Source organism: Nocardia sp. NPDC049526 (assembly GCF_044465765.1).
Lineage (GTDB): Bacteria > Actinomycetota > Actinomycetes > Mycobacteriales > Mycobacteriaceae > Nocardia.
On record NZ_JBITMA010000028.1, the window covers coordinates 16,355 to 40,281 of the forward strand.

Genomic DNA, 23,927 nt, shown 5'->3' on the forward strand with positions numbered 1-23,927 from the left:
AGCCGACGAACTACTTGTTCTCGTCCGGACGGAATGCGTGGGTGGCGTCCGAGGACGGGTCCGAACCGGATTCACCGCCGAACGGCTGGTTCTGCTGACCCTGCTGACCCTGCTGGCTCTGCTGCCCCTGGCCGAAACCCGGTGTGCCGTACTGCTGTCCGGACTGCGGGGTCCCGAAGTGCTGGGTGGCACTCTCATCCGGGCGCGGCTGCGCGGCAGGCGACGAACCGTAGGGCGAACCCTGCTGCGCTGCACCGTATCCGGGCTGCTGACCATAGGAGGGCGGCTGCTGACCGTAGGACGGCGGCTGGCCCTGACCATAGGTCGGCTGGCTCGGCTGACTCTGACCGTAGGGCTGCTGCGACTGGTACTGCGGGGCGCCCTGGCCGAACTGACCCGGCTGGCTCTGGCCGAACTGACCCGGCTGCCCCTGACCGTACTGGCTCGGCTGCCCCTGACCGAAGGCCGAGGGCTGACCCTGTCCGAACGCACCTTGTTGGCCGTAACCGCCGGAGCCGAAACCGCTCGGCGGGGCCTGCGGGGTGGCGGGCTTGGGTGCGGGCGGGGTCAGGATGCCGGATTCGAAGAGCACGGCGACGACGGCGACGGCCGTCTGCACGAACGCGAGGAATAGCAGCACGTACGCGCCCCACTTCAGCTCGACGTTCAGATCGTCGGGCGTGGTGAAGGACAGGAACAGCGTGCCGAGGAAACCGGCGGCCGATGCCGCGGCCGCGGCGCCGGTCCAATTCTGCTTGGGCAGCAACGAAAGTCCGGCGAGCAGGCCGCCGAGCAGCAGGATGGCCAGCAGTCCCGCCGCGCCGAAGTACTGGAAGAGACTGAGCGTGTCATTACCTTCGACCGTGACACCTCTCACTTCCCGCGGCTTCTGACCGAAGAACGGCAGGAAGCCGAGCAGGAAGTTGATCACACCGAGCGCGGCGACGCCGACCACCAGGAAGTAGGGCAGGCCCTTCGCAGTGGGCTCGGTGCCGGTACCGGCCGATTGGCCGGAGCTGGAAGGTGCGGGTGGCGTCGCGGGTGCGTTGTACCCGGAGCCCCCGGTCGGGTATGACATGGTCGTCGTCTCCTAGGTCGAGTCGTACGTCGTCTGAACGGCTGGATCTCTACCCGACGCTACTGCACTCGCTGGCCCAGGTCACCCTTAACCAACTGGCCGGGCGACCGAAAAACGGCGTCTACGCTGGTCCTGTGTGAATCCGCGCCGACCGATAACAATTCGGCGCTACCACCTCCGATGGGAACGCACTTCGGCCCGGAGCCAGCTGCTCCGGGCCGAATCCCCTCCGGTGCACCCCGGGTGACTAGCGGGGCACGACGTACCAGGCGCCGTAGCTGCCGACGCAGTCGAAGTCCTGCCATTCGCCGGTCCGGATGCCCTCGTTGCCGCGGGCGAGGCACTGGTGTTCGTATTCGAAAGGGCCGAGGTTGCCCGGCTGGGCCTGGGCCGATCCGGTGCCGAACGGGCCCGCGACGGCGGGGGCGATGCCACCGACGAAGCCGGCGACGGTGAGGGCGGCGATGGCCGCGATGCGGGCGGGGCGGATGCGATTGATGGTCATTGTCTGCGCCTTTTGCTCTGGTTGGTTCCGTTGGCGATGACCAGAGTTCCGTGCGGCCGTCTCAGCGCGATTTCATCCGCATTTCACGAGGTAGTGCCCGGTTTTTCGAGTCTGTTGAGGTAGCGCTGCCAGCCGAAGCCACTGGTCCGGTAGGCGGACCGGGTGCGCTCGACCAACTCACCGTCCGGGTCGCCTTGGGCGTGCCGCAGCGCGACTTCGATCGCGCGGGCCGCGAGCGCCGGGACGCCGCCGGGAGCCGCCGCGTCGTGCTCCGCGAGCAGTGCCGCGGCCTCGTCGAGTTCGCCCTTGGCGATGAGGACGTCAGCGAGTTCGAGCCGGGCCAGGCCCGCCTCCTCTTCGTGTGCGAGGGCGGCGCGGCAATAGGATTCGGCGGCGGCGAGTTGTCCGGCGGCCAACGCGACCGCGGCACGGGTGAGGTCGTTCAGCGGCAGGATCTGTCGATCGTCGAGGCGGCGGGCGTAACGGTCGGATTCTTCGACCATCGCCAGTGCGTCCTCGGTGCGGCCCAGATCGAGCAGTGCCTTGGCCTGATTACTCAGGCCGCGGGAGAGGCTGTGCTCATCGTCATTGGCGCGGTCGACCTCGGTGGAGCGCTGGTAGGCGGCGAGAGCGCCTGCTGCGTCACCCGAATACAACAGCGCGGTACCGAGTGCGTCGGCGAAGGATGAGGCCTGCGTGACGCGCACCGCCAGCCGCTCCCCCTCGCGCAGGCGCTCGACCGCCTCCGGGAGTCGGGCGCGTTCGATATCGACGATGCCCCGGTAGTAGCGCACGGTCTGGGCGAGTTCGATGTCGTCCAGCGGCGCGGCGAATTCGCTTGCTCTGGCCAATTGCGCTGCGGCGGAATCGAAGTCGCCGGTCATCAAAGTGTGGAAGCCGGAATGGCTCAGCGCCTGCGCCAATTCGGCCGGCGAGGTTTCGGCGGGCAGTGACTCGATCAGTGCGCCGTAGTGGCGTCGTGCCTCGCGGAACCAGGCCCTGGCCAGCCAGGGGACGTGCATTGCGGTGGCGAGTCGTAAACCGGCGGCGGCTCTCGGTGTTCCGGGCGCGTTTTCGAGTGCGGCGAGGATATTCGGCCATTCGGCGAAGACCGCGGCCACGGATTCGGCCGTTGCGAAATCGTCGGGCTCGCCGATCTTGCGCACCAGATCGAGACACCAGTCCACGTGCCGAGCACGCAGCGGATCGGTCTCGTGGGTTTGCGCCAGTTGTGCGAGTGCGTAGTCGCGGACCGTCTCCAAGAGCACGAATCGTCTTGTCGCACCGTGGTTCTGAACCGTCACCAAGCTTCGGTTCACCAGGTCCGCGAGCGCGGGCGCGATATCGCCGCCTTCGAGATCCGCTGCGGGCGTGACAGCTTCGGCCGCCTCCAGCGTGCACCCGCCCGCGAATACCCCGAGCCTGCGCAGGACCGCCCGCTCCCGCTCGGCCAGCAGTTCATAACTCCAATCCAGGGCCACCCGCAGACTCGTATGCCGCCCTCCCCCGGCATCCCGCGCCCCGCCGACCAACAGCCGCACGCGGTCATCGATGCGCTGCGCGAGTTGCGAAATCGTGAGTGTCCGAGTGAGACCTGCGGCCAACTCGATCCCCAGTGGCAGCCAATCCACCGCCGCACAGATCCGTACCAGTTCCGCTCGCTCATCGACAGTGACCAATCCGTGCAATCCGGCTCGTTCGGTGAACAGTGCGACGCCATTGCCACGCTCCAGCGGACCCAGCGGATAGACCGACTCGCCTGCCACTCCCAGTGCTCGCTGCGACGTGATCAATATGCTGGAACCGGCTGCGGCAGTTGCTAATTCAGCAACAGGCTCGATCAGATGCTCGGCATTGTCGAGGATCAGCAAGACTTGCTGTGCGTTATCGCGGGTGCGGGCCGAATTCGCCGATGCCGCGATGTCACGCTGTGCACTCGAGTCGCCGCGCGCACCCGAGCCACCTCGGATGCCCGAGTCATTCGGCGGACCCGCACTTGTGCGCTCGAGGTCACGCGAATCACCCGACGCTGCCGCATTGCCTGGCGCGCCCGAATCCCCGCGAGCACCGGAATCATCTGGGGCTCCCGAAGTTCCCAGCGCCGCAACAATTCCCGGCAATAGATCATCGGGGTCGATCGGGATCCCTTCGATCAGGCCATTTGTCTCGAGTGTTGCGAGGACTGCGGGCAGCACGTCCTCGGCTCGGGCCAGGGGTGCCAGTTCGACGAACGCGACCGGGCGGCCGGAGTTGGCGGCGGCGCGGGCGAGTTCGGCTGCGAGGCGGGACTTTCCGCTGCCTGCGACGCCGACCAGGGTGGCCAGGCCGGGTTCGGTGAGGCGGGTGCCGAGGGTGTCGAATTCGCGGCCGCGGCCGATGAAACTGGTCGCCGGGCCCGAGACGACCGGGTCGGGGTGGGGTGCGACGGTTGCTGTTTCGGTGGTGACAGGGGTTGCGGGGATCGGCGCGGCATTCGCGGGACGCAGGGTCGGATCGTGGTCGAGGATGCGCAGTTCCAGCGTGGCCGTCTCCGGTGCCGGGTCGACACCGAGTTCCTCGGCGAGATTCCGGCGCAGGCGGGCCAGCCGGTCGAGTGCGTCCGCTTGCCGCCCAGTGCGATACAGCGCCAATGCCAGCAGCCCCGAGAGCGGCTCGTGCAGCGGATAACGCGCCACCAGACCGGTCAGTTCGGTGACGACCTCCCCGGCCGCTCCCAATTCCAGATTGGCTTCCAGCCCCGCCACGGTCAGCGATAGCCGCCAATCGTCGAGCCGGTCCCCCTCGGCCGCCGCATACGGCACACTGCGCAGATCGGCCAGCGCGGCCCCGCGCCACAATCCCAGCGCCTCCCGCGCGACCGCCGCGACAACGGCATGGTCACCAGCCCGGCGCGCGGCATACAGCCGCTGCGCCGCCGCCTCCGCGGTCACCAGATCCGATGCCCTCGAGCTCGCGTGATATCCGGCAGGCGTCCGTCCGATGACCTCCGCATGCGCCCCGAGCGCCGCCCGCAACCGCGAAACCACCACCCGCAGCCGCTGTACCGGCCGCTCGACGTCCGCGCCCCACAGATCCTCGGCCAGCCGCCCATCCGGAACCGGCACACCGTTCGCCATAGCCAACCGCACCAGCACGGCCCGCTCCAACGGCCGATCGATAGCGATACCGGCTTCGCCCGCCCGAACTTGCACTGGGCCCAACACCAGCACATCCACGCACACAGCATGACAGTGTCAGGGCACCGCTGCCCAGCCGCCGCCTCGGCGAGTATGCCGCCGATGGCATTGCGCACTACTCGGTGATCGACATCGTGGATCTCGAATCGATCGGTTCGACGGTGTACCGCTTGAACGATGACACCGGCGAATACGAAATCGCACCACGTGTGACCGGCGTCAGCTCGAGGCTCCGCTTCCACTCACCAGCGATCTCGACAAGCGGTCCGGACCACGACACAACAGTGGAACCGGATCGGCCGAATCGACTGCGACGATCCCGGTCACCGACTGAAACCCCCACGGCGACAAGCATTCCAAAACGGACACAGGTCTGTTTCAGGGCGGTGTCGTGGCGGGGTTGGCGTGCCAAGCTGTCAGGCGATGCTCACGTACACCCAAGCCGTTGTTATCGGCGCACTGCAAGGCATAACCGAACTGTTCCCGATTTCCAGCCTGGGTCATTCCGTTTTGGTGCCCGCGTGGCTGGGTGGGTCCTGGAGCGATCTGGTCACTCAGGGCGATTCCGATTCCGGCACACCGTATCTCGCGTTCGTGGTCGGGCTGCATGTGGCGACGGCGATCGCGCTGTTGGTGTTCTATTGGCGCGACTGGGTCGAGATCTCGGTCGGCTTCCTCACGACACTGCGCACTCGCCGGATCGAGACCTCGACACAGCGCCTGGCCTGGCTGGTGGTCCTGGCGACCGTGCCGGTCGGCGTTCTCGGGTTGCTACTGGAACATCCGTTGCGCACCTTGTTCGCGAAACCCCTTGCGGCGGGCCTATTTCTGACGTTGAACGGAGTCGTGCTGGTCACCGGTGAGGTGATGCGCCGCCGCAGCCAGCCGACACTGTCCGACTACGGCCGCCGCTTCGCCGAGTCCGAGGCACGGGCCAAGGCCATCGAAGAGGGATATTTCGTCGCGACCGTGGAGGAGCCGACCGGCCTCGGCGATCTGTCGGTCAAGGACGCGTTGATCATCGGTGTATCGCAGGCCGGCGCACTGTTCGCGGGCATCAGCCGCTCCGGCATGACGATGGTCGGCGGCCTGCTGCGCGGTTTGGACCATGAGGACGCGGCGAAATTCGCCTTCCTGCTTGCCACTCCGGTCATTCTGGCGGCGGGCGTGCTGAAATTGCCGACGCTGGCCGGTCCGCAGGGCGAGGGCATCCTCGGTCAGGTGCTGGTCGGATCGATCGTCGCGGGCGGCGCGGCGTATCTGGCGGTCCGCTTCCTGGAGCGCTACTTCAAATCGAATTCGCTGCTGCCGTTCGCGATATACAGCCTCGTCTTCGGAATCGCTTCGGTAGTCCACTTCTTCTGATACAACGCCGAAGGCCGCCACCCCGATCGGGACGGCGGCCTTCGTTCGATCAGCGAATCAGGCGGTGACGCTTGCCTTCTCCAGGATCTCCCGCGCCAGCGCGGCGGTCTCGGACGGCGTCTTGCCGACCTTCACACCGGCGGCCTCGAGCGCATCCTTCTTCGCCTGGGCGGTACCGGCCGAACCGGACACGATGGCACCCGCGTGGCCCATGGTCTTACCCTCGGGCGCGGTGAAGCCCGCGACGTAGCCGACGACCGGCTTGGTGACATTGGCCTTGATGTAGGCCGCGGCCCGCTCCTCGGCGTCGCCACCGATCTCACCGATCATCACGATCAGCTTGGTCTCCGGGTCCTTCTCGAACGCCTCGATGGCGTCGATGTGGGTGGTGCCGATGACCGGGTCGCCGCCGATGCCGATGGCGGTGGAGAAGCCGAAATCACGCAGCTCGTACATCATCTGGTAGGTCAGGGTGCCGGACTTCGACACCAGGCCGACCGGGCCCTTGCCGGTGATGTTGGCCGGGGTGATGCCGACCAGCGACTCGCCGGGGGTGATGATGCCGGGGCAGTTCGGGCCGATGATCCGGGTCTTGTTGCCCTTCTCCACGTTGTAGGCCCACGCGTACGCGGTGTCCTGCACCGGAATGCCCTCGGTGATGACCACGAGCAGCGGGATCTCCGCGTCGATGGCCTCGATGATGGCGTCCTTGGCGAACTTCGGCGGCACGAAGGCGATGGAGACGTCGGCGCCGGTCTCCTTGATGGCCTCGGCGACGCTGCCGAACACCGGCAGCTCGACCGCGTTGCCGTCCTTGTCGGTGTGCGCGACGGTGGTGCCCGCCTTACGCGCGTTGACGCCGCCCACGACCTGGGTGCCGGCCTTGAGCATCAGCGCGGTGTGCTTGGTGCCCTCACCGCCGGTGATGCCCTGGACGATGACCTTGGAATCCTTGTTGAGGAAGATAGACATTTCCGGTTTCCTTACTTGGCCGCTGCCAGTTCGGCGGCCTTGTCGGCGCCTTCGTCCATTGTCTGCGCAAGTGTGATCAGCGGATGCGCGGCATCGACGAGAATCTTGCGACCCTCGTCCACCTTGTTGCCGTCGAGACGGACGACCAGCGGCTTGTTCGCCTCGGCACCAAGGATTTCCAGCGCCTTCACGATGCCGTTGGCGACCGCGTCACAGGCGGTGATACCACCGAAAACATTGACGAACACGCTCTTGACCTGGGCATCACCCAGGATGACATCGAGGCCGGCGGCCATGACCTCGGCCGAGGCGCCACCACCGATGTCGAGGAAGTTGGCGGGCTTGACGCCGCCGTGGTTCTCGCCCGCGTAGGCGACCACGTCGAGGGTGGACATGACCAGACCCGCACCGTTGCCGATGATCCCGACCTCACCGTCGAGCTTGACGTAGTTGAGGTCGTTCTCCTTGGCCTTGAGCTCCAGGGGATCGGTCGCGTCCTTGTCCGCGAAGGCCTCGTGATCCGCGTGGCGGAATTCGGCGTTCTCGTCCAGGGTGACCTTGCCGTCGAGCGCGAGGATCTCGTTGTCGGGGGTGCGGACCAGCGGGTTGACCTCCACCAGGGTGGCGTCCTCGCCGATGAACACCTCCCAGAGCTTCTGGATGGTCACGGCCGCGGCGTCGAGCACGTCGGCGGGCAGGTGGCCCTGCTCGGCGATCGAGCGGGCGAACGCGAGGTCGACACCCTTGACGGCGTCGACGGGCACCTTGGCGAGGCGCTCGGGCTTGGTCGCGGCGACCTCTTCGATCTCCATACCGCCTTCGACCGAGCACATGGCCAGGTAGGTGCGGTTGGAACGGTCCAGGAGGAAGGAGATGTAGTACTCCTCCGCGATGTCCTTGGCTTCGGCGACAAGGATCTTCTTGGTGATGTGGCCCTTGATATCCAGGCCGATGATGTTCTGCGCGTGCGTGAACGCGTCGTCCGGGGTGGCGGCGAACTTGACGCCACCCGCCTTGCCGCGGCCACCGGCCTTCACCTGGGCCTTGATCATCACCGGCTTGCCGATTTCCGCGGCGATGGCGCGGGCGTCCTCGGCCGTGTCCGTGACGCGGCCCTCGGACGAAGGCACTCCGTGCTTAACGAAGAGCTCCTTCGCCTGATATTCGAAGAGATCCATGTACTCACCGTCTCGTCTGCGTTGTGATGACAACGTCTTTGTTGGCGGCCCGACGTCGGAAGCGGGTCGGGTCGGACTTTAACCAGTCACATGGAGGGCCAAACGGCCACGTTCATCCTAAGTGGCGCAGGTCACGGGGTGGTGCCCAGGGCGGGAAAACGCCTGGCCAAGGCTACTCGCCAGTAGGTTGCCGATGGCGCGGCAGGTAGAGCCGCCGAACCGGTCGACCGACGGCCTTCTACTACGGTTCGTCGTCGCTCAGCCTCACCCGCGTGCCCCGATCACAGTGAGATATTCCGGTGCGTTACCGTGATCAATCTCACATGTTTGGATTGATCGCACGTAGCGCTTGCGGACCTCGCAATCGTTTCGTTACCGTCATTGCGGTCGATGTCACAACACGGTCACGACTAGGAGGACGGCAAGCTTGACGCAGCACAGCGCTCCGCAGACGGAGAGCCGTTCCTTAACGTCTCTGATCAGGCAGTTCGACACCGCGGTCTCTCGCTCGATGATGTGGCACCACCGATGAACCATCGCTCGACCTTCGCAACCGAAAATCGCGCTCGCTCCGGACATCGTTACCGGTCCGATGATGACGAGGGATTCGGTGGACATTCCAGTGCTGCGGTAGATCCATTCGGGACTTCGTCGCGGCGTGCCGGTGGGCATCGATATGCGACCGGCGGACACGAGGACAGCTCGTTGAGTGCGAACGATTCTTGGGCACAATCCGATTCCGCTTGGGGGCAGTCGCAGGCCGACTCGTCGCCACAAGTCGATTCGTGGGGACAGTCGCAGGCCTGGGAGCAAGGCGATTCCTGGTCCGATGGCGGTGCGTGGGCGTCCGAAGATTCTTGGACTCCCGAGGGCAACGAGACCTGGAACGCCGACTCCGAGGCGTCATGGACGCCGGAGGCGGACGGGTCCTGGGACGCCGACGAGTCCTGGGATGGCGACGGATCGTGGGATGGCAGCGACTCTTCCTGGGAGTCCGAGGATCCGGAAGGGCCGGCCCGGCCCACGGTGATCCCGGGCCGCCGCGCGAATCGCGGTAATGGTGGCGCGCATCGGATGCCTGCGCCCCCCGCCTCGCTCAAGGGCCGCGCCGCGGTCGTCGCCGTCGCCGCGGGTGCGGTGGTCGCCGCCGGACAGGCCGCCTTCGCCTCGCCCGAACAGCCTTCGCAGGCCGTCGATTACGAGGCCGCCGGACAGATTCACGAAATCGCGGCGCAGTCGGTCAGCGTGGCCGATCCGAATACTTCGCCGGATTCGCCTCAGGTGCTCAATGTTTCGGCGCCGACCAATCTCGGTCAGTTCGGCGACATGCTGCAAAAGGGGCAGAAGTTCGCCGACGATCTGGCGGCGCAGGAGGCCTCGAAACTCCGCCCGCTGTTCACCAAGTTCGCGGCAGGCAATTTCACCTCCGGATTCGGCGCCCGCTGGGGCGTACAGCATCTGGGCGTCGATATCGCGGGTCCGATCGGCACGCCGATCTACGCCGTCGCCGACGCCACCGTGATCGAAGCAGGTCCGGCGTCCGGATTCGGTATGTGGGTGCGACTGCTGCACGACGACGGCACCGTCACCATCTACGGTCATATCGACACCGCGACGGTGTCGCAGGGTCAGCGTGTGCTGGCCGGTGATCAGATCGCCACCATCGGCAATCGCGGTTTCTCCACCGGCCCGCACTGCCATTTCGAGGTGTGGTTGAACGGTGTCGACAAGGTCGATCCGCTGCCGTGGTTGGCGACGCGTGGTATCAGCTTGGGTCCGCAGCGCGACTGAGTTCGCTCTCCAGCCGTATACGACTCGCCTCAGCGCTTCTCTGTGCGCTCGGAGCCGAATTCGAAGTGCAGCAATGAAATTCATCGGATGACCGGTTGCGGTACCGCTATCGATTCGTTACCGTCGATGAACTCGTTCCCCTTCAGTAGTTGTGACCAGAGGATGAAGATCTCGATGCGCGTTGCGAACACCCCGAGCGCCGCCCCTGCCACTCGAAGACCAGGAACTTTCGAACTTTCCTCGCGTTCAGGACAATTCGGGCGCACCAATGGCGTGATGCGGTCACAGCGATGACGCGAGCGAGGGTATCGGACTCCGATGGGCAAGGAGTGCCGGTTCAGCATTATTCAGATAACTCTTGGCAATCTTCAGTCCAGTCCAACGGCGTCGAATCCTGGCAACTGAATGATCAATGGTCGCAAGCGGATTCGCCGTTCGATAGTGGCAATCAGAGCTACAGCGGGCGACAGAATTACGCCGTGTGGCAGGACCGCGCGTGGCAGAGCTACAGCGGCAGTCAGGATTACGGCACAAGCCAGACCTACAGCGCAGGCCAGGATCAGGGCGCTGGCCAGATCTACGACGCAGACCACGATTACGGCGATAGCCCGCTTTACAGCGCCGGCAACGGAAGCTGGCACGGGTTCCCCGACGGCCGCGATGGGAGCCTGGACTGGAACGGCGGCGCTACCCGGGATCACGGCGCTGGCCAGAGCGACGGCACAAGTCCGAGCCACGACGCAGGCCGGAACTACGATGCAGAACACGATTACGGCGACAGCCTGATTTACAGCGCGAGCGATGGCAGCTGGGACGGCTTCGACGACGGCCGCGATCGGAACCTCGACTGGAACGGCGCAAGCCAGGAGCACTACGCACGCCCGGGCCATGACACAACCCAGAACGACGGCGAAAGCACGGATTCCGGCGAGAGTCTGGATGACGGCCGGGGCAACGGCGGTTGGCGTGAGTTCGGTGACGGCCGCGATGAGGGCGTGGACTGGGGTGGGATCGCGCTCCAGGATCGCGATGTCGCTCGGCGCGACGCTTTGCGGAATCGCGGCGGGGCCTGGGGTGGTAGCGGTTTCGGGGGCGTGGGCGGTGCTCGGGATGTCGAGGGGCGGGCGGGGGCAGGTGCTTCTGCCGATTCGGTAGACCGGGTGGGGCGGCGGAGGCGACGGGGTGGTGCGCATCGGGTGCCCGCGCCGCCGCGGGCGTTGAAGGGGCGGGCTGCGGTTATTGCGGTGGCGGCGGGGGCGATCGTGGCTGCGGGGCAGAATTTGGCGGCGGGTAGTGAAAAGTCGCCGCAGACAGCGGAATTGCAGGCTGTCGGGCAGCAGCAGGCGTTGGAGCCGGTGAGCGGTGAACTGCCGACGACGCCGGAGTTGCTCGACACCGCCACACCGACGGACCTCGGGCAGTTTTCCGATGTGCTGGAGAACGGCGATAAGTTCGCGCAGGATCTGGCGGCGGAGGTGGAGGCGAAGCTGCGGCCGCTGTTCACGAAGTTCGCGTCGGGCACCTTCACTTCCGGGTACGGCGAGCGCTGGGGCGTGCTGCATCCCGGTGTCGACGTCGCCGCGCCCATCGGCACACCGATCTATGCGGTCGAGGACGGCACCGTCATCGACGCCGGCCCGGCAGCGGGTTTCGGCATGTGGGTACGCATGCGCGGCGACGACGGCACCGTCACGGTGTACGGCCACATCAACACCGCGCTGGTCTCGGTAGGCCAGCACGTCATCGCGGGCGACGAGATCGCCACCGTCGGCAACCGCGGCGAATCCACCGGCCCGCACTGCCACTTCGAGGTCTGGCTCAACGGCACCGACCGCATCGACCCCCTCCCCTGGCTCGCCACCCGCGGCATCAGCCTGGGCCAAGAACGCGACTGACCCCCACTAACAGCCCTCACCCCAAAGACTCAGCAGGGACTGCGTCTGCAACATACTTACAGCCCTCTCCGAGAACCGATCCGGCTGCCATCGTGCCGCCACTCCCGACAGCCGCCCCCGGTATCGAGCACCCGGTCTGGCATTGGTCAGATGTTCACCATGCGCTGACGACGGCATCGGTCGAGAAGGCCCTACCGCCAGCGCATTCTCGACTTGCTGCATTGTGAGGGTGTCGCGGGTGGCGGCGATTAGGGTGTTGTCGCTGTCTAATTCGACGACCCGGAGTTGTCCAGCGGGAGCCTGCATTTCGATGCTGCCACGGCAGTCACCTCGGTATATCTCCGGCCGTGTCCGCCGATTGGGTGGCCAATCCGACGCGGAACGGTCAGGCATCGAAGCCGGGGCTACGGCGCGGCGGCGATCGCCAGGCCGAGCAGGCCCACGACCTTGACTACCTCCAACCCCACATACCAATAGTGAGCGTGCGAGCGCGGTAACTCCGCGCCCGCCAGCACGCGGTCCGAGCGGCGGGTCAGCAGTGGCCGGACCGCGAGGAGTTGGATCGCGAGAATCGCGGCGGCGATGCCGAGCCAGATCCGAACGGCACCGCCGGGTGCGACGACCAGGGTCGCGACGATCAACAGGGCCGCGAGGGCAGTCTCCACGATATTGAGCGCCCGGAATACCAGCCGTCCAATGCCGAGGCCGAGCGGCACGGTGATGCCCGGCGCCCGGAACTTCAGCGGCGCTTCCAGGAACGAGATGGCCAGCACCATGCCGAGCCACAGCATCGGAAGCAACCACAGCAGGTACTGCGCGACGGTTTCCATGTTGCGCACGCTACCGACAGCATCATCGATAGATCAGGGTCGAAGGCCCCTATCAGAGCTTGACCAGGGTGCGGCTGTACTGCGGGATCAGGCGGATCTTGCCAGCGGTGCCGAAGTCGATGGTGACGGTCGCCAGGGGGCCGAAGCCTTCGGCGGCTACTACGCGGCCGAGGCCGTACTTGTCGTCGCTGACTCGATCGCCCACAGCCAGTACGAGGTTGGCATTGTTGCGGCTTGCACCGCCGGGAGCGGGGCGGCGTGGGGCACGGTCGCTGACGCCCGGACGCTGCTGGTTCCAGCCGTCGCGGGTCCAGTCGTGTTCCAGGCCGTCGTCGTCACCGCGGCGGCGGATGCCACGGGTGAGCGGCGACCCCTTCGGCTCCAATCGCTTCCAGTCGACGAGGTGAGCCGGAATCTCTTGCAGGAATCGGGATTCCGGATTCGAGACCGGCTGCCCCCAGCCGGAGCGCACCACCGCGCGGGTGACGTAGAGCCGTTGCCTCGCCCGGGTGATGCCGACGTAGGCGAGGCGGCGTTCCTCGGCCAGTTCGGTCGGATCGCCGAGTGCGCGCATATGCGGGAACTGCCCGTCCTCCCAGCCGGTCACGAAGACCACCGGGAATTCCAGGCCCTTGGCGGTGTGCAGCGTCATCATGGTGACCACGCCGGTGCCCTCCTCGGGCAGCTGATCGCTATCGGCCACCAGCGAGACGCGTTCCAGGAAGGCGGCGAGCGAGCCCGGGTCGGGTTCGCCCTCGGCCACCTCCGGCACCAGTCCCTCTTCCCGGGCGGCCTCGGCATTGTTGTATGCCTCGGAGCTGAATTCCCGTGCGACGCTCACCAATTCGTTCAGATTGTCGAGCCGGGCACCGTCCTGCGGATCGTCGGAGCCCTCCAACTCGGCCCGGTAGCCGGTGCGGTCGAGTACCGCCTCGACCATATTGCCGAGGTCGGGGAAGTCCTGGTCCGCCTGCGCACCGGCCGCCCGCACCTCTTCGAGCAGGTCGAGGAATCCGGCGATCGCGCGCTGCGCCCGTGTATTGAGCAGTGCCACTTTGCCATCGGCCGCATCGCGCAGTGCCTCGGCGAAACCGATGCCGCGCTGTTCGGCGTGTACCGCCACACACGCCTCGGCCCGGTCGCCGATGCCGCGGCGCGGGGTGTTGAGGATGCGGCGCAGGCTCACCGTGTCATCCGGATTGTCGAGCACGCGCAGGTACGCGACGATATCGCGCACCTCCTTGCGCTCGTAGAAGCGCACGCCGCCGACCACCTTGTAGGGCAGTCCCATGCGAATGAAGATTTCTTCCAGCGCGCGGGAGTTGTTGTTGGTGCGGTAGAAGACCGCGACATCGCTGTAGTTGGCATCGCCCGCGTCCACCAGCCGGTCGATCTCGCGCGCCACGAACGAGGCCTCGTCGTGCTCGTTGTCGGCGACGTAGCCGGTGATCAGATCGCCCTCACCGGAATCGGTCCACAGCCGCTTGTCCCGGCGCTTCTCATTGCGCGATATCACCGCGTTCGCGGCGGACAGAATGTTCTGGGTGGAGCGGTAGTTCTGTTCCAGCAGAATGGTTTCCGCATCGGGGAAGTCGCGTTCGAATTCCTCGATATTGCGGATCGTCGCGCCGCGGAACGCGTAGATGGACTGGTCCGCATCACCGACGACGCACAGTTCGCTCGGCGCGACCGCGTCTTCGGCCCGCTCTTGCGCGTGATGTCCGACCAACTCGCGGACGAGGGTGTACTGGGCGTGGTTGGTGTCCTGGTACTCGTCGACCAGCACATGCCGGAACCGGCGGCGGTAGTACTCGGCGACCTGCGGATGGTTCTGCAGCAGCGCCACCGTTTCGCCGATCAGATCGTCGAAGTCGAGTGCGTTCGCCGAACGCAATCGGCGCTGATATTCGGTGTACACGCGGGCGACGAGTCCGGGCAGTTCGGTTTCGTCGGTTTCGGCATCGGCGGTGGCCTGCTCCGGACCGATGAGCTCGTTCTTCAAATTCGAGATGGCGGTGGCCAGCAGCCGCGCCGAATATTTCTTGACGTCGATATCGAAGTCGCGGCTGATCATGGTGAGCAACCGCCGGGAATCGTCGGCGTCGTAGATGGAGAAATTGGAATTCAGGCCGGGCAGCAGCGCGGCCTGCATGCGCAGGATGCGGACGCAGCTGGAGTGGAAGGTCGAGACCCACATGTTGTTCGCACGCGGACCGACCAGCCCGCTCACCCGCTCGCGCATTTCGGCGGCGGCCTTATTGGTGAAGGTGATGGCCAGGATCTGACCAGGGGTTACGCCCCGAGCGGCCAGCAAATAGGCGATGCGCCGGGTGAGCACGGCGGTCTTGCCCGAACCCGCGCCCGCGACGATCAACAGCGGCGCACCGGCGTGTACGACCGCGGCGCGCTGCTGCGGGTTGAGACCGTCGAGCAGCCGCTCGGCCTCCTCCGCGCGACGTTGCTCACGTTCGGCGCGGCGCTTTTCTTGTTCGACACGGTGCTTGTCGTCCACGACACGCCGCGACGCTTCATCGACGGCCGGATGCGGGACCCCCGCCGCGGTGGGCACTGCAGAGTCGCCCATCTCCTCGGTGCGAGCAGCGTCGACCTGCGGTTTCTGGGCTGAATCCTGGTGCCGAGTCCGCCCGGCCTGCGTCTTGGGAGCCACCGTGATGTCCATCGCCCATCCACGCTACCGGCGGGCACCGACAGAGATGAAGTCCCGGTCGACATCGGTGTCCATACAGCGAACGGCAGGTGAACCGCCCCGGGTCGACACGGGCGTCGCAACGTGCAAGCCTTACTCAGGAGATTCACAAAATGAGGTGTTTTGCATTGCTTCGGCCCCGTGGCAGACTGGCCCATATGACCTGCGCGACTACCGCGAAGTATCCGATTCGGCTTATGGCCGGATATCGTGATCGCGGACTTTGCACCTGAGCGCGCTACCTGGGGGGAGGATTGCAAGATCTACCAGGTTTGTTTTGCACGGTGAAAGAACCGATCGGTAACGAGCTCGGCTCACCGGCCGATCCATGTTCTGACACGAGGAGATGAATGATGAGCACCCCCGCCACGACCGGGTCCGATTCGGCTCTGCCCCACACCGAGGCCGAGATCGACAAGCTCCGCAAGGAGATCGACCAGCTCGATGCGGAAATTCTGGCCGCCGTCAAACGCCGCACCGAGATCTCCCGGATCATCGGCCGCACGCGCATGGCATCCGGCGGCCCCCGCCTCGTACACAGTCGTGAGATGAAGGTGCTCGAGCGCTTCAGCGAACTCGGCCAGGAGGGCCACACCCTCGCCATGCTGCTGCTGCGCCTCGGTCGCGGCCGACTCGGCCACTGACCGTCTCAGGCCGCCACTAGCGGCACAATCGGACCACGCGACGTTCGCAAGATCGCCGCCTTCCACAAGGCCGCCCCGGGTGTATTTCACCCCGGGGCGGTCGTTTCATGTCTGCGGGTCAGGTGAGGGCGATGTACTTGGTGGACAAGTACTCCTCGATACCCTCGATACCGCCTTCGCGGCCGAAGCCGGAGGCCTTGACGCCACCGAAAGGTGCTGCGGGATCGGAAATTACGCCGCGGTTGATGCCGACCATGCCGGATTCGATGCCCTCGGCGATGCGCAGGGCGCGGTCGAGATCGCGGGTGTAGACGTAGCTCACCAGGCCGAATTCGGTGTCGTTGGCAGCGGCGAGACCCTCCTCCTCGGTTTCGAAGCCGACGATGGGGGCGACGGGGCCGAAGACCTCCTCGCGCAAGATCCGAGCATTCGCGGGGACCTCGCTGAGGATGGTCGCGGGATAGAACCAGCCGGGGCCACCGGGCGCCTTGCCGCCGAGGCGGACCTGCGCACCGACCGCTACCGCGTCATCGACCAGCTCGCTGACGGTATCGAGCTGCTCCTCATTGATCAGCGGGCCGAGCGTGGTGTTCGGATCGGTGCCCGGTCCGAGGGTCACCGTATTCGACATCGCCTCGACGAGTTTGGTGGTGAACTCTTCGAGCACGCCGTTCTGCACGTGGAAGCGGTTGGCCGCGGTGCAGGCCTCGCCGCCATTGCGCAGTTTGGCCAGCATCGCGCCCTGTACGGCGGCGTCGATATCGGCATCGTCGAAGACCACGAACGGTGCGTTGCCGCCGAGTTCCATCGAGGTGCGCAGCAGTCCATTCGCCGACTTCTCCACCAGCTTCTTGCCGACCTCGGTGGATCCGGTGAAGGTCAACTTGCGCAGGCGCGGATCGTCGAGCAGCGGCTGGGTGACGGCACCGGATCGGCTGGAGGTGATCACCGAGAGCACCCCGTCCGGCAGCCCCGCCGCACTGCACAGCTCGGCCAACGCCAACATGGTCAGCGGTGTGGCCGAAGCGGGCTTGACGATCATCGTGCAACCCGCGGCCAGCGCGGGTCCGATCTTGCGGGTGCCCATGGCCAGCGGGAAGTTCCACGGCGTGATGGCCAGACACGGGCCGACCGGCTGCTTGTGCACCATGATCCGCCCGGTGCCGGAGGGCGCGTGCAGATAGCGTCCGTGCACCCGCACCGCCTCCTCGCTGAACCAGCGGAAGAATTCGGCGCCATAGCGCACCTCGTTGCGGCTCTCCGGCAGCGCCTTGCCCATCTCCAGCGTCATCAACAGCGCGAATTCCTCGGCGCGCGCGGTCAGCTGCTCGAAGACCCGGCGCAGGATCTCGCCGCGCTCCCGCGACGGTGTCGCCGCCCATTCGGCCTGCACCGCGGCGGCCGCGTCGAGCGCGCGCACGGCATCTTCCGGCGTGGCGTCGGCGACTTCCACCAGCACCTGCCCGTCGGCCGGATTGTGCACCGGGAAGGTGCCGCCCCCGGTGGCATCGACGGGACCGCCGATCCACAGCTGCGTCGGCACGGATTGGAGTACTTCGCGTTCGGACACCATGTACCCCAGCCTAAGCCGCGCGCTCGCGCATCACCCTCGACTCATCGATCCGAAATTCGCCGACCTACTCGAGCGGGCTGCACCCCCGTCCGAGCGACACGCGAATGATCGCCACGGGTAGCCGTCAGGACAACATCGGCGAAAGTATGCGGTCCTTGCCTGCGCGCCCGATCGAGTGCTTGTAACCTCGCGGACGTGAGCAGCGACATCACCGCATCGGCGGCCTGGCGGAAACTGCACGAGCACCATGGCGCCGTCGCCGGACGGCACCTGCGTGAATTCTTCGCCGAGGATCCCGACCGCGGCCGCGAGCTGATCGTCCAGGTCGGGGACCTGCACATCGACTTCAGCAAGCACCGCGTCACCCGGGAAACCCTGCATCTGCTGGTCGAATTGGCGGATGAGGCCGGGGTGGCCGAACGGCGCGACGCGATGTACCGCGGCGACCACATCAACACCTCGGAGGACCGCGCGGTCGAACATATCGCGCTGCGCCTGCCCGAGGGCGAGTCGGTCATCGTGGACGGCGCGGATGCGGGCGCCGAGGTGCACGAGGTGCTGCGGCGGATGGGCGAATTCACCGACGCGGTGCGCTCGGGTGCGTGGCGCGGCGCGACCGGCGAGCGCATCAAGACCGTGGTGAATATCGGCATCGGCGGTTCGGATCTCGGCCCGGATATGGTGCACCGCGCGCTGCGGCACTATGCCGATGCCGGGATCGGCGCCCGATTCGTCTCGAATGTCGACCCGGCCGATCTGCTCGCGAAACTCGACGGACTCGATCCGGCCACGACGCTGTTCATCGTTGCCTCCAAGACGTTTTCGACGCTGGAGACGCTGACCAATGCCACCGCCGCCCGGCGCTGGCTGGTCGCCGCGCTCGGCGAGGACGCCGTCGCCAAGCATTTCGTGGCCGTCTCGACGAATGCCGAGCGGGTCGCCGAATTCGGCATCGACACCGCGAATATGTTCGGCTTCTGGGATTGGGTCGGCGGCCGCTATTCGGTGGATTCGGCCATCGGTCTTTCGGTGATGGCGACCATCGGCAAGGAGCGCTTCGCCGAATTCCTGGCCGGAATGCACGCCGTCGACCGGCATTTCGCGACCGAGCCGCTGGACCGCAACGGTCCGGTACTGCTCGGCCTGCTCGGCATCTGGTACTCGAACTTCTTCGGCGCGGAATCACGTGCGGTGCTGCCCTATTCGAACGATCTATCGCGCTTTCCGGCCTATCTGCAGCAGCTGACCATGGAGTCCAACGGCAAATCGGTACGCGCCGACGGCACCCCGGTGACCACCTCGACCGGCGAAATCTTCTGGGGCGAACCGGGAACCAACGGCCAGCACGCCTTTTACCAGCTGCTGCACCAGGGCACCCGGCTGATCCCGGCCGATTTCATCGGATTCGCCCAGCCCACCGCTGATCTGCCCACCCTCGACGGCACCGGCAGCATGCACGACATCCTGATGAGCAACCTGTTCGCCCAGACCAAGGTGCTCGCCTTCGGCAAGACTGCCGAGGAGATCACGGCCGAGGGCACCGATCCGAAGGTGGCGCCGCACAAGGTGATGCCGGGCAACCGGCCGAGCACCACCATCCTCGCGCCGCAGCTCACACCCTCGGTGGTCGGCCAGTTGATCGCGCTCTACGAGCATCAGGTATTCGTCGAGGGCACCATCTGGGGCATCGACAGCTTCGACCAGTGGGGCGTGGAACTCGGCAAGCAGCAGGCCCTCGCGCTGGCCCCCTTGCTGACGTCTCCGGAAGAGCCGCAGTCGCAAGGGGACTCGTCCACCGACGCCCTGATCGGCTGGTACCGCGACAACCGCTGAGCCTCAGCCCAGCGCTTGCGCCGTCTTGATCAGGGCGGCGACGACATCCGGGAAGTCGGCGGTGATCTCCGGTCCGATTTCGGGGCCGACGGTATCGGCGGCGTCGCCGATGATCTCGGTCCGGTAGACGACGCGGGTCCACCCCTCGCCCGCCGGCTCCAGGCGGTGCTCGGTGACGACGGTGAAATCGCCGCCGTCCATTTCATCGGTGAACAGTTCGCCGGGTTCGATCTCCACCAGGCGCATGCGAACGGTATCGCCGCCGGGCAGCGTCATGGTGAACGAAGTGCCGATCTCGAACGGGCCGTCGATTTCGATCTCGTCGAGCCCCTCGTTCCATTCGGGCCAGGACTCCACATCCGACCAGCACCGCCACAGCGCCTCCGGTGCGACCGCAGTCTCCGCGCTGTATTCGTACTCCCACATCCCGCTTGCTCCCGGCTACCTCGACACGATCTGTCGAGCGAGATCATGTCACCTCCAGCGTGATTCGGCGACGCGGCGCCATCACCCCTCGGCGGCGTAGTAGCGACCGCCGCGCTGACGCAGGACGAGGTCGGCTCCGTGCCTGGTATCGGCGATCAGATCGGCATTGGGTAGATCACCGTCGTACACCTTGATTTTCGCGGCGTCAGGGGTGCGGCCGCCGCGAATGTGACGGCGCAGCAGGCGTTGTTCGAGCACTTCGCGGGCCACGTCCAGGTACCAGACCTCGTCGAGGAATTCGCGGACTCCCGACCAGGCACCGTCGGACAGCAGCAGGTAGTTGCCCTCGGTTATGGCGATCTCCTGCCGATCGAAGACGACACCGGCGGGGGTCGGTTCCTCGATGGCGCGGTCGAAGGTCGGCCACGGCACCGGCTCGCCGAGTGGAGTATCGCGGAGGCGGCGCAGGGTTTCTACGAAGGCGGCCACGTCAAAGGTGTGCGGTTCGCCCTTGCGCTCCAGATTCGCCGTCGCGCGCAGTACGGCGTTGGGCAGGTGGAAACCGTCCATCGGCGCGATCTCGGCGATCCGGGCACCGGCTCGGTTGTTTATATCGTCGCGAATGGCCTTGGAGAGCGTGGATTTACCCGCACCCGGCGGGCCCGCGATACCTAGCACGTACCGTCGGGCGCACCCCGCCGCCCGGATCCGCAGGTGCTCGACCAGCGAGCGCAACGGCATTTCGACGGAAGTCCGTGTCATCGAAATCACAGTACTCAGCATGAGTCGGTCCGCTGCGAATTTGGGCGCGTGGCTATATGAGTCGGCTATCGAAGTCGCTGGCGGACTTCGGTGGCGAGGTCGGCGGCAACGTCGCGCAGTGCCTCGATGAAGATCTGTCTCGGGGAGTCGCCTCGTCGATAGACGACGCACGTCGCGCGAACTGCGGCGGGATGATCGATGCGGACCAGCGGGATGCCCGGCGGCAGGACCGGCACCGCGATTCCGGGTACCACGGTGCTGCCCATACCCGCAGCGACCAGCCCGAGCTTGGCGAACCAGTCGCGAGCGACGAAGGCGATCTCCGGTTCCCAGGTGGCGTCGTGCCATGCGCCGAGCAGGGTACTGCTCACCTCGGTGCTGCCGGCGATCCAGCGTTCCCCACGCAGCTGCGCCGGCGTGACGCTGGCTTGGCCCGCGAGCGCATGGTCCGGTGAGACCGCGATGAGCAGTGGGTCGTCCAGGAGTGGCTCGATCTCGGTGTCCGCGGGCAGATTCCGCGTCTGGGTTACCACCGCCAGATCCAGCCGTCCCCGGGCGACGGCGGATACCAACCGCGGACTGGTGCCTTCGCGCAGCGGGACTCGCGCGGGTCGTGGCGCGGTGGCGGCAATGGCCCTTGGCACCAGTGCGGCCATGGCGGTCGAGAATGCGCCGACTCGGAGGGTGGCGGGCGGGCGCGCGGTCAGTTCGTCGAGTTCATGCCGCGCGGAACCGAGTCCACCGAGCACCGTTTCGGCATGGCGCAGCACGATCCGGCCCGCCTCGGTGGTCTGTACGCCGCGTGCGTGCCGTTCGAACAATGCCCGGCCCGCCGCCTGCTCCATGAGAGCGATCTGCCGGGACACCGCCGACTGCGTGTAGCCCAGATTCTCCGCGGCAGTCGAGAACGACCCGCTGCGTGCGGCCTCCCGGACCACTCGCAATCCGACGATCGTGAACTCACCCATGCTGTCTACTCATATCAAATATGCGAGACTCTCGCTTGTCGCATATCTCGGCGGTGCCTAGCGTCGAATGCATGAGTGCAGCAGCCAACAAGAAGCTGATCGAGGACATCTTCGAGCAGATGTCCCAGGGCAACACCCGAGCGATGGGCGAGGCCATGGCCGAGGACTTCCGCTGGATCTTTCCGGGGAGTTGGTCATGGTCGCGCACCTGGGAGCCGAAAACGGTTGTGCTGAACGAACTTCTGCGGCCGCTGATGACCCAGTTCGCCGAGTACCGCAGCGCGGCCGACTTCGTGATCGCCGAAGACGACCGCGTCGTCGCCCAGGTCCGCGGCCACGGCATCACCACCGGGGGCGAGCCTTACGAGCAGACCTACTGTTTTATTTTCCGGATCGCGCATGGTCGCCTCACCGAGGTGATCGAGCATTGCGATACCGCGCTGGTCGAGCGGGTGCTACAGCGCGTTGGCTAGTTCGGGCGGGTGCCGCGGTAGAAGGTGACGCGACCGAGGCGACGGTGGCGCTGGGAGGCGACCACGGCACAGTCGAAGCCGACGGTGCGCAGGAGTTGAGGGATGCCGTCGCCGAGGTTGTCATGGGCATGGTGGTTGCGCAGCAGCAGCCGGGCCATCAGGCCGTCGTGCGGTGTCACCTCGCCGCCGATATCGAGGATGTGCAAGCTGCCGCCGGGACGCAGGACGCGCAGCGCTTGGGCCAGTGCGGCGGTTTTGATGTCGGTTTCGAGGTGGTGCAGCATCATCGATGACAGGACGCGGTCGAATTCTTCGTCCGGATAGGGCAGTTCCTGGGCGTAGGCGCGGTCGAAGCGGATTCCGTTCAGCCCGTTCGCCTTTCGTTCGGCACGAGCGAGCGCGAGCGGGTCGGGATCGGAGCCGATCAGCTCCGCCGCGGGTTGGGTTCGTTTGGCTCGTATCGTCAGATTGCCTGTGCCGCAGCCAATTTCCAATACACGTTGACCAGCGGCGAGTTCGGCCTGTGCGACGAGGGTTTCGTGGAGTTTGTACATGCCGAGCAGGCGGGTGAGCAGATCGTAGCCGGGTAGGAATGCGTCGCGGCCCGCGGCGGGCAGGTAGTCGTGCCGGTTGCCCATTGCTTCAACTACGGGATGTGGATGATCTTTGGTCATGTTTTTCATGGTGCCCGCAGATACAGCAGCATAATTGGGTGATAATAGGCTGAATTTGGACTATCTTCGGCACTATGACCGAGGCTACCCGGATGGTTCGGCACCGCCGTGGTGTTCCGGTGTTCGACTATCGGAGCGATCAGGTCACGCCGCCCGTATCGCTGTTGCGGTTCGATCGCCGCACCGAACGCGGCCACAGTCCGCACATTCACAACTTTCCAGCCTTGCTGTACATCCAGTCCGAAGGCGTGGTGTACGTGGTCGCGCCGGGTCAGGTGATCGCGGACGCACCCCCGCACGGGTCCGAAGGCTCGGTCGCGGTGTTCTTCGATCCCGCGGCGCTCGGCGATGCCGGACGCGCGCCATGGCCCACGTGGCGGGCGCATCCGTTGCTATTTCCTTTCCTGCACCAGCATTCGGGTGGGGTGCTGGAATTGGTCGTCCCGTTGGCACGGAAACCGTTTTGGGACAACGCGATTGCCGCCCTCGATGCCGAGCTGGCGCAGCGACAGGAGGGGTATCGACAGGCGGCGGCAGCACATCTGACGCTACTGCTCATCGATCTCGCGCGGCTGGCCGCCGATGTGGTGGGCGATCTGCGGCGCAGCGGTGAGCCGCTGCTCGCCGAGGTGTTCGATGTGATCGATCAGCGGCACACCGCACCGCTGTCGCTACGCGATGTGGCGGATGCGGTCGGCATGACACCGGGGCATCTGACCACCGTGGTGCGCCGTCGCACCGGGCGCACCGTGCAGGCGTGGATCACCGAACGGCGGATGACCGAGGCGCGCCGCTTATTGGCCGAAACGGATCTGCCGGTCGGCGAGATCGCCCGGCGGGTCGGGATTCCGGATGCGGGTTACTTCACCCGCTTGTTCCGGCGCAACAACGATCTTTCACCTCGGCAATGGCGCGCCCAACCTGCTTCCCGCGCACACTGACGCGAGGCACGCAGTGGGCTGACTCGAGTGCCTGGCCGTGCTGAGGCGAGCACCCACAGCGGGCTGACGCGGGTACCCGCCAGAAGATCCCTGGTTTTCGTACCCGTCGTCGGTGCCACACCGGGTGCTGAATCCC

The 23,927-nt window shown here is 66.2% G+C and carries 19 protein-coding genes; 7 read left to right on the top strand and 12 right to left on the bottom strand.

Annotation, left to right across the window (positions count from 1 at the left end; all coding sequences use genetic code 11):
• Nucleotides 1-10 precede the first annotated feature (10 nt).
• The 3 genes from ACIBW7_RS42030 to ACIBW7_RS42040 form a co-directional block, all read right to left on the bottom strand.
• A complete protein-coding gene (locus tag ACIBW7_RS42030) occupies nucleotides 11-1,078 on the bottom strand; it encodes a DUF5336 domain-containing protein (protein WP_397056557.1) in 1,068 nt (355 codons plus the stop codon).
• Nucleotides 1,079-1,325: 247 nt separating this feature from the next.
• Nucleotides 1,326-1,583 (bottom strand): hypothetical protein, encoded by a 258-nt coding sequence (locus tag ACIBW7_RS42035; protein ID WP_040695446.1) that lies wholly within the window; start codon nucleotides 1,581-1,583, stop codon nucleotides 1,326-1,328.
• A gap of 83 nt (nucleotides 1,584-1,666) precedes the next feature.
• A complete protein-coding gene (locus ACIBW7_RS42040) occupies nucleotides 1,667-4,798 on the bottom strand; it encodes a BTAD domain-containing putative transcriptional regulator (RefSeq protein WP_397056559.1) in 3,132 nt (1,043 codons plus the stop codon).
• 384 nt (nucleotides 4,799-5,182) lie between these two features.
• Between ACIBW7_RS42040 and ACIBW7_RS42045 the strand changes: the two genes are divergently transcribed.
• A complete protein-coding gene (locus tag ACIBW7_RS42045) occupies nucleotides 5,183-6,124 on the top strand; it encodes an undecaprenyl-diphosphate phosphatase (protein ID WP_397056561.1) in 942 nt (313 codons plus the stop codon).
• Nucleotides 6,125-6,181: 57 nt separating this feature from the next.
• On the opposite strand, the gene sucD is transcribed toward ACIBW7_RS42045, so the two are convergent.
• Both sucD and sucC read right to left on the bottom strand, forming a co-directional pair.
• Nucleotides 6,182-7,096: a succinate--CoA ligase subunit alpha gene (gene sucD / locus ACIBW7_RS42050; protein WP_364340945.1), complete on the bottom strand. Its 915-nt coding sequence runs from the start codon at nucleotides 7,094-7,096 to the stop codon at nucleotides 6,182-6,184.
• Between the two features lie 11 nt (nucleotides 7,097-7,107).
• Nucleotides 7,108-8,274 (bottom strand): ADP-forming succinate--CoA ligase subunit beta, encoded by a 1,167-nt coding sequence (gene sucC / locus ACIBW7_RS42055; RefSeq protein WP_063036868.1) that lies wholly within the window; start codon nucleotides 8,272-8,274, stop codon nucleotides 7,108-7,110.
• Nucleotides 8,275-8,979: 705 nt separating this feature from the next.
• On the opposite strand from sucC, the gene ACIBW7_RS42060 reads away from it, so the two are divergent.
• Complete coding sequence (locus ACIBW7_RS42060; protein ID WP_397056564.1) at nucleotides 8,980-10,065, top strand: peptidoglycan DD-metalloendopeptidase family protein; 1,086 nt, start codon at nucleotides 8,980-8,982, stop codon at nucleotides 10,063-10,065.
• Nucleotides 10,066-11,114: 1,049 nt separating this feature from the next.
• Nucleotides 11,115-11,960: a M23 family metallopeptidase gene (locus tag ACIBW7_RS42065; protein ID WP_397056636.1), complete on the top strand. Its 846-nt coding sequence runs from the start codon at nucleotides 11,115-11,117 to the stop codon at nucleotides 11,958-11,960.
• 404 nt (nucleotides 11,961-12,364) lie between these two features.
• On the opposite strand, the gene ACIBW7_RS42070 is transcribed toward ACIBW7_RS42065, so the two are convergent.
• Nucleotides 12,365-12,790 (bottom strand): hypothetical protein, encoded by a 426-nt coding sequence (locus tag ACIBW7_RS42070; RefSeq protein WP_397056566.1) that lies wholly within the window; start codon nucleotides 12,788-12,790, stop codon nucleotides 12,365-12,367.
• Nucleotides 12,791-12,842: 52 nt separating this feature from the next.
• Complete coding sequence (gene pcrA, locus ACIBW7_RS42075; RefSeq protein ID WP_397056568.1) at nucleotides 12,843-15,470, bottom strand: DNA helicase PcrA; 2,628 nt, start codon at nucleotides 15,468-15,470, stop codon at nucleotides 12,843-12,845.
• Between the two features lie 380 nt (nucleotides 15,471-15,850).
• On the opposite strand from pcrA, the gene ACIBW7_RS42080 reads away from it, so the two are divergent.
• Nucleotides 15,851-16,141: a chorismate mutase gene (locus ACIBW7_RS42080; RefSeq protein WP_397056570.1), complete on the top strand. Its 291-nt coding sequence runs from the start codon at nucleotides 15,851-15,853 to the stop codon at nucleotides 16,139-16,141.
• Nucleotides 16,142-16,259: 118 nt separating this feature from the next.
• On the opposite strand, the gene ACIBW7_RS42085 is transcribed toward ACIBW7_RS42080, so the two are convergent.
• On the bottom strand, nucleotides 16,260-17,714 hold the full coding sequence (locus ACIBW7_RS42085) for an NAD-dependent succinate-semialdehyde dehydrogenase (protein WP_397056572.1): 1,455 nt from the start codon (nucleotides 17,712-17,714) through the stop codon (nucleotides 16,260-16,262).
• Between the two features lie 195 nt (nucleotides 17,715-17,909).
• Here ACIBW7_RS42085 and pgi point away from each other — a divergent pair, with 195 nt between their 5' ends.
• A complete protein-coding gene (gene pgi / locus ACIBW7_RS42090) occupies nucleotides 17,910-19,547 on the top strand; it encodes a glucose-6-phosphate isomerase (protein WP_397056574.1) in 1,638 nt (545 codons plus the stop codon).
• A gap of 3 nt (nucleotides 19,548-19,550) precedes the next feature.
• Here the strand turns inward: pgi and ACIBW7_RS42095 are convergent, their stop codons facing one another.
• The 3 genes from ACIBW7_RS42095 to ACIBW7_RS42105 form a co-directional block, all read right to left on the bottom strand.
• Nucleotides 19,551-19,973 (bottom strand): SRPBCC family protein, encoded by a 423-nt coding sequence (locus ACIBW7_RS42095; protein WP_397056576.1) that lies wholly within the window; start codon nucleotides 19,971-19,973, stop codon nucleotides 19,551-19,553.
• Nucleotides 19,974-20,054: 81 nt separating this feature from the next.
• Entirely contained in the window at nucleotides 20,055-20,735 is a 681-nt protein-coding gene (locus ACIBW7_RS42100; protein ID WP_397056578.1) for a nucleoside/nucleotide kinase family protein, read from the bottom strand.
• 65 nt (nucleotides 20,736-20,800) lie between these two features.
• A complete protein-coding gene (locus tag ACIBW7_RS42105) occupies nucleotides 20,801-21,703 on the bottom strand; it encodes a LysR family transcriptional regulator (RefSeq protein WP_397056580.1) in 903 nt (300 codons plus the stop codon).
• A gap of 71 nt (nucleotides 21,704-21,774) precedes the next feature.
• Between ACIBW7_RS42105 and ACIBW7_RS42110 the strand changes: the two genes are divergently transcribed.
• A complete protein-coding gene (locus tag ACIBW7_RS42110) occupies nucleotides 21,775-22,176 on the top strand; it encodes a nuclear transport factor 2 family protein (protein WP_397056582.1) in 402 nt (133 codons plus the stop codon).
• Here ACIBW7_RS42110 and ACIBW7_RS42115 read toward each other — a convergent pair.
• On the bottom strand, nucleotides 22,173-22,850 hold the full coding sequence (locus ACIBW7_RS42115) for a class I SAM-dependent methyltransferase (RefSeq protein ID WP_397056584.1): 678 nt from the start codon (nucleotides 22,848-22,850) through the stop codon (nucleotides 22,173-22,175). The genes ACIBW7_RS42110 and ACIBW7_RS42115 overlap by 4 nt on opposite strands.
• 74 nt (nucleotides 22,851-22,924) lie before the next feature.
• On the opposite strand from ACIBW7_RS42115, the gene ACIBW7_RS42120 reads away from it, so the two are divergent.
• On the top strand, nucleotides 22,925-23,791 hold the full coding sequence (locus ACIBW7_RS42120; RefSeq protein WP_397056586.1) for a helix-turn-helix transcriptional regulator: 867 nt from the start codon (nucleotides 22,925-22,927) through the stop codon (nucleotides 23,789-23,791).
• The last annotated feature ends 136 nt before the right edge of the window (nucleotides 23,792-23,927 follow it).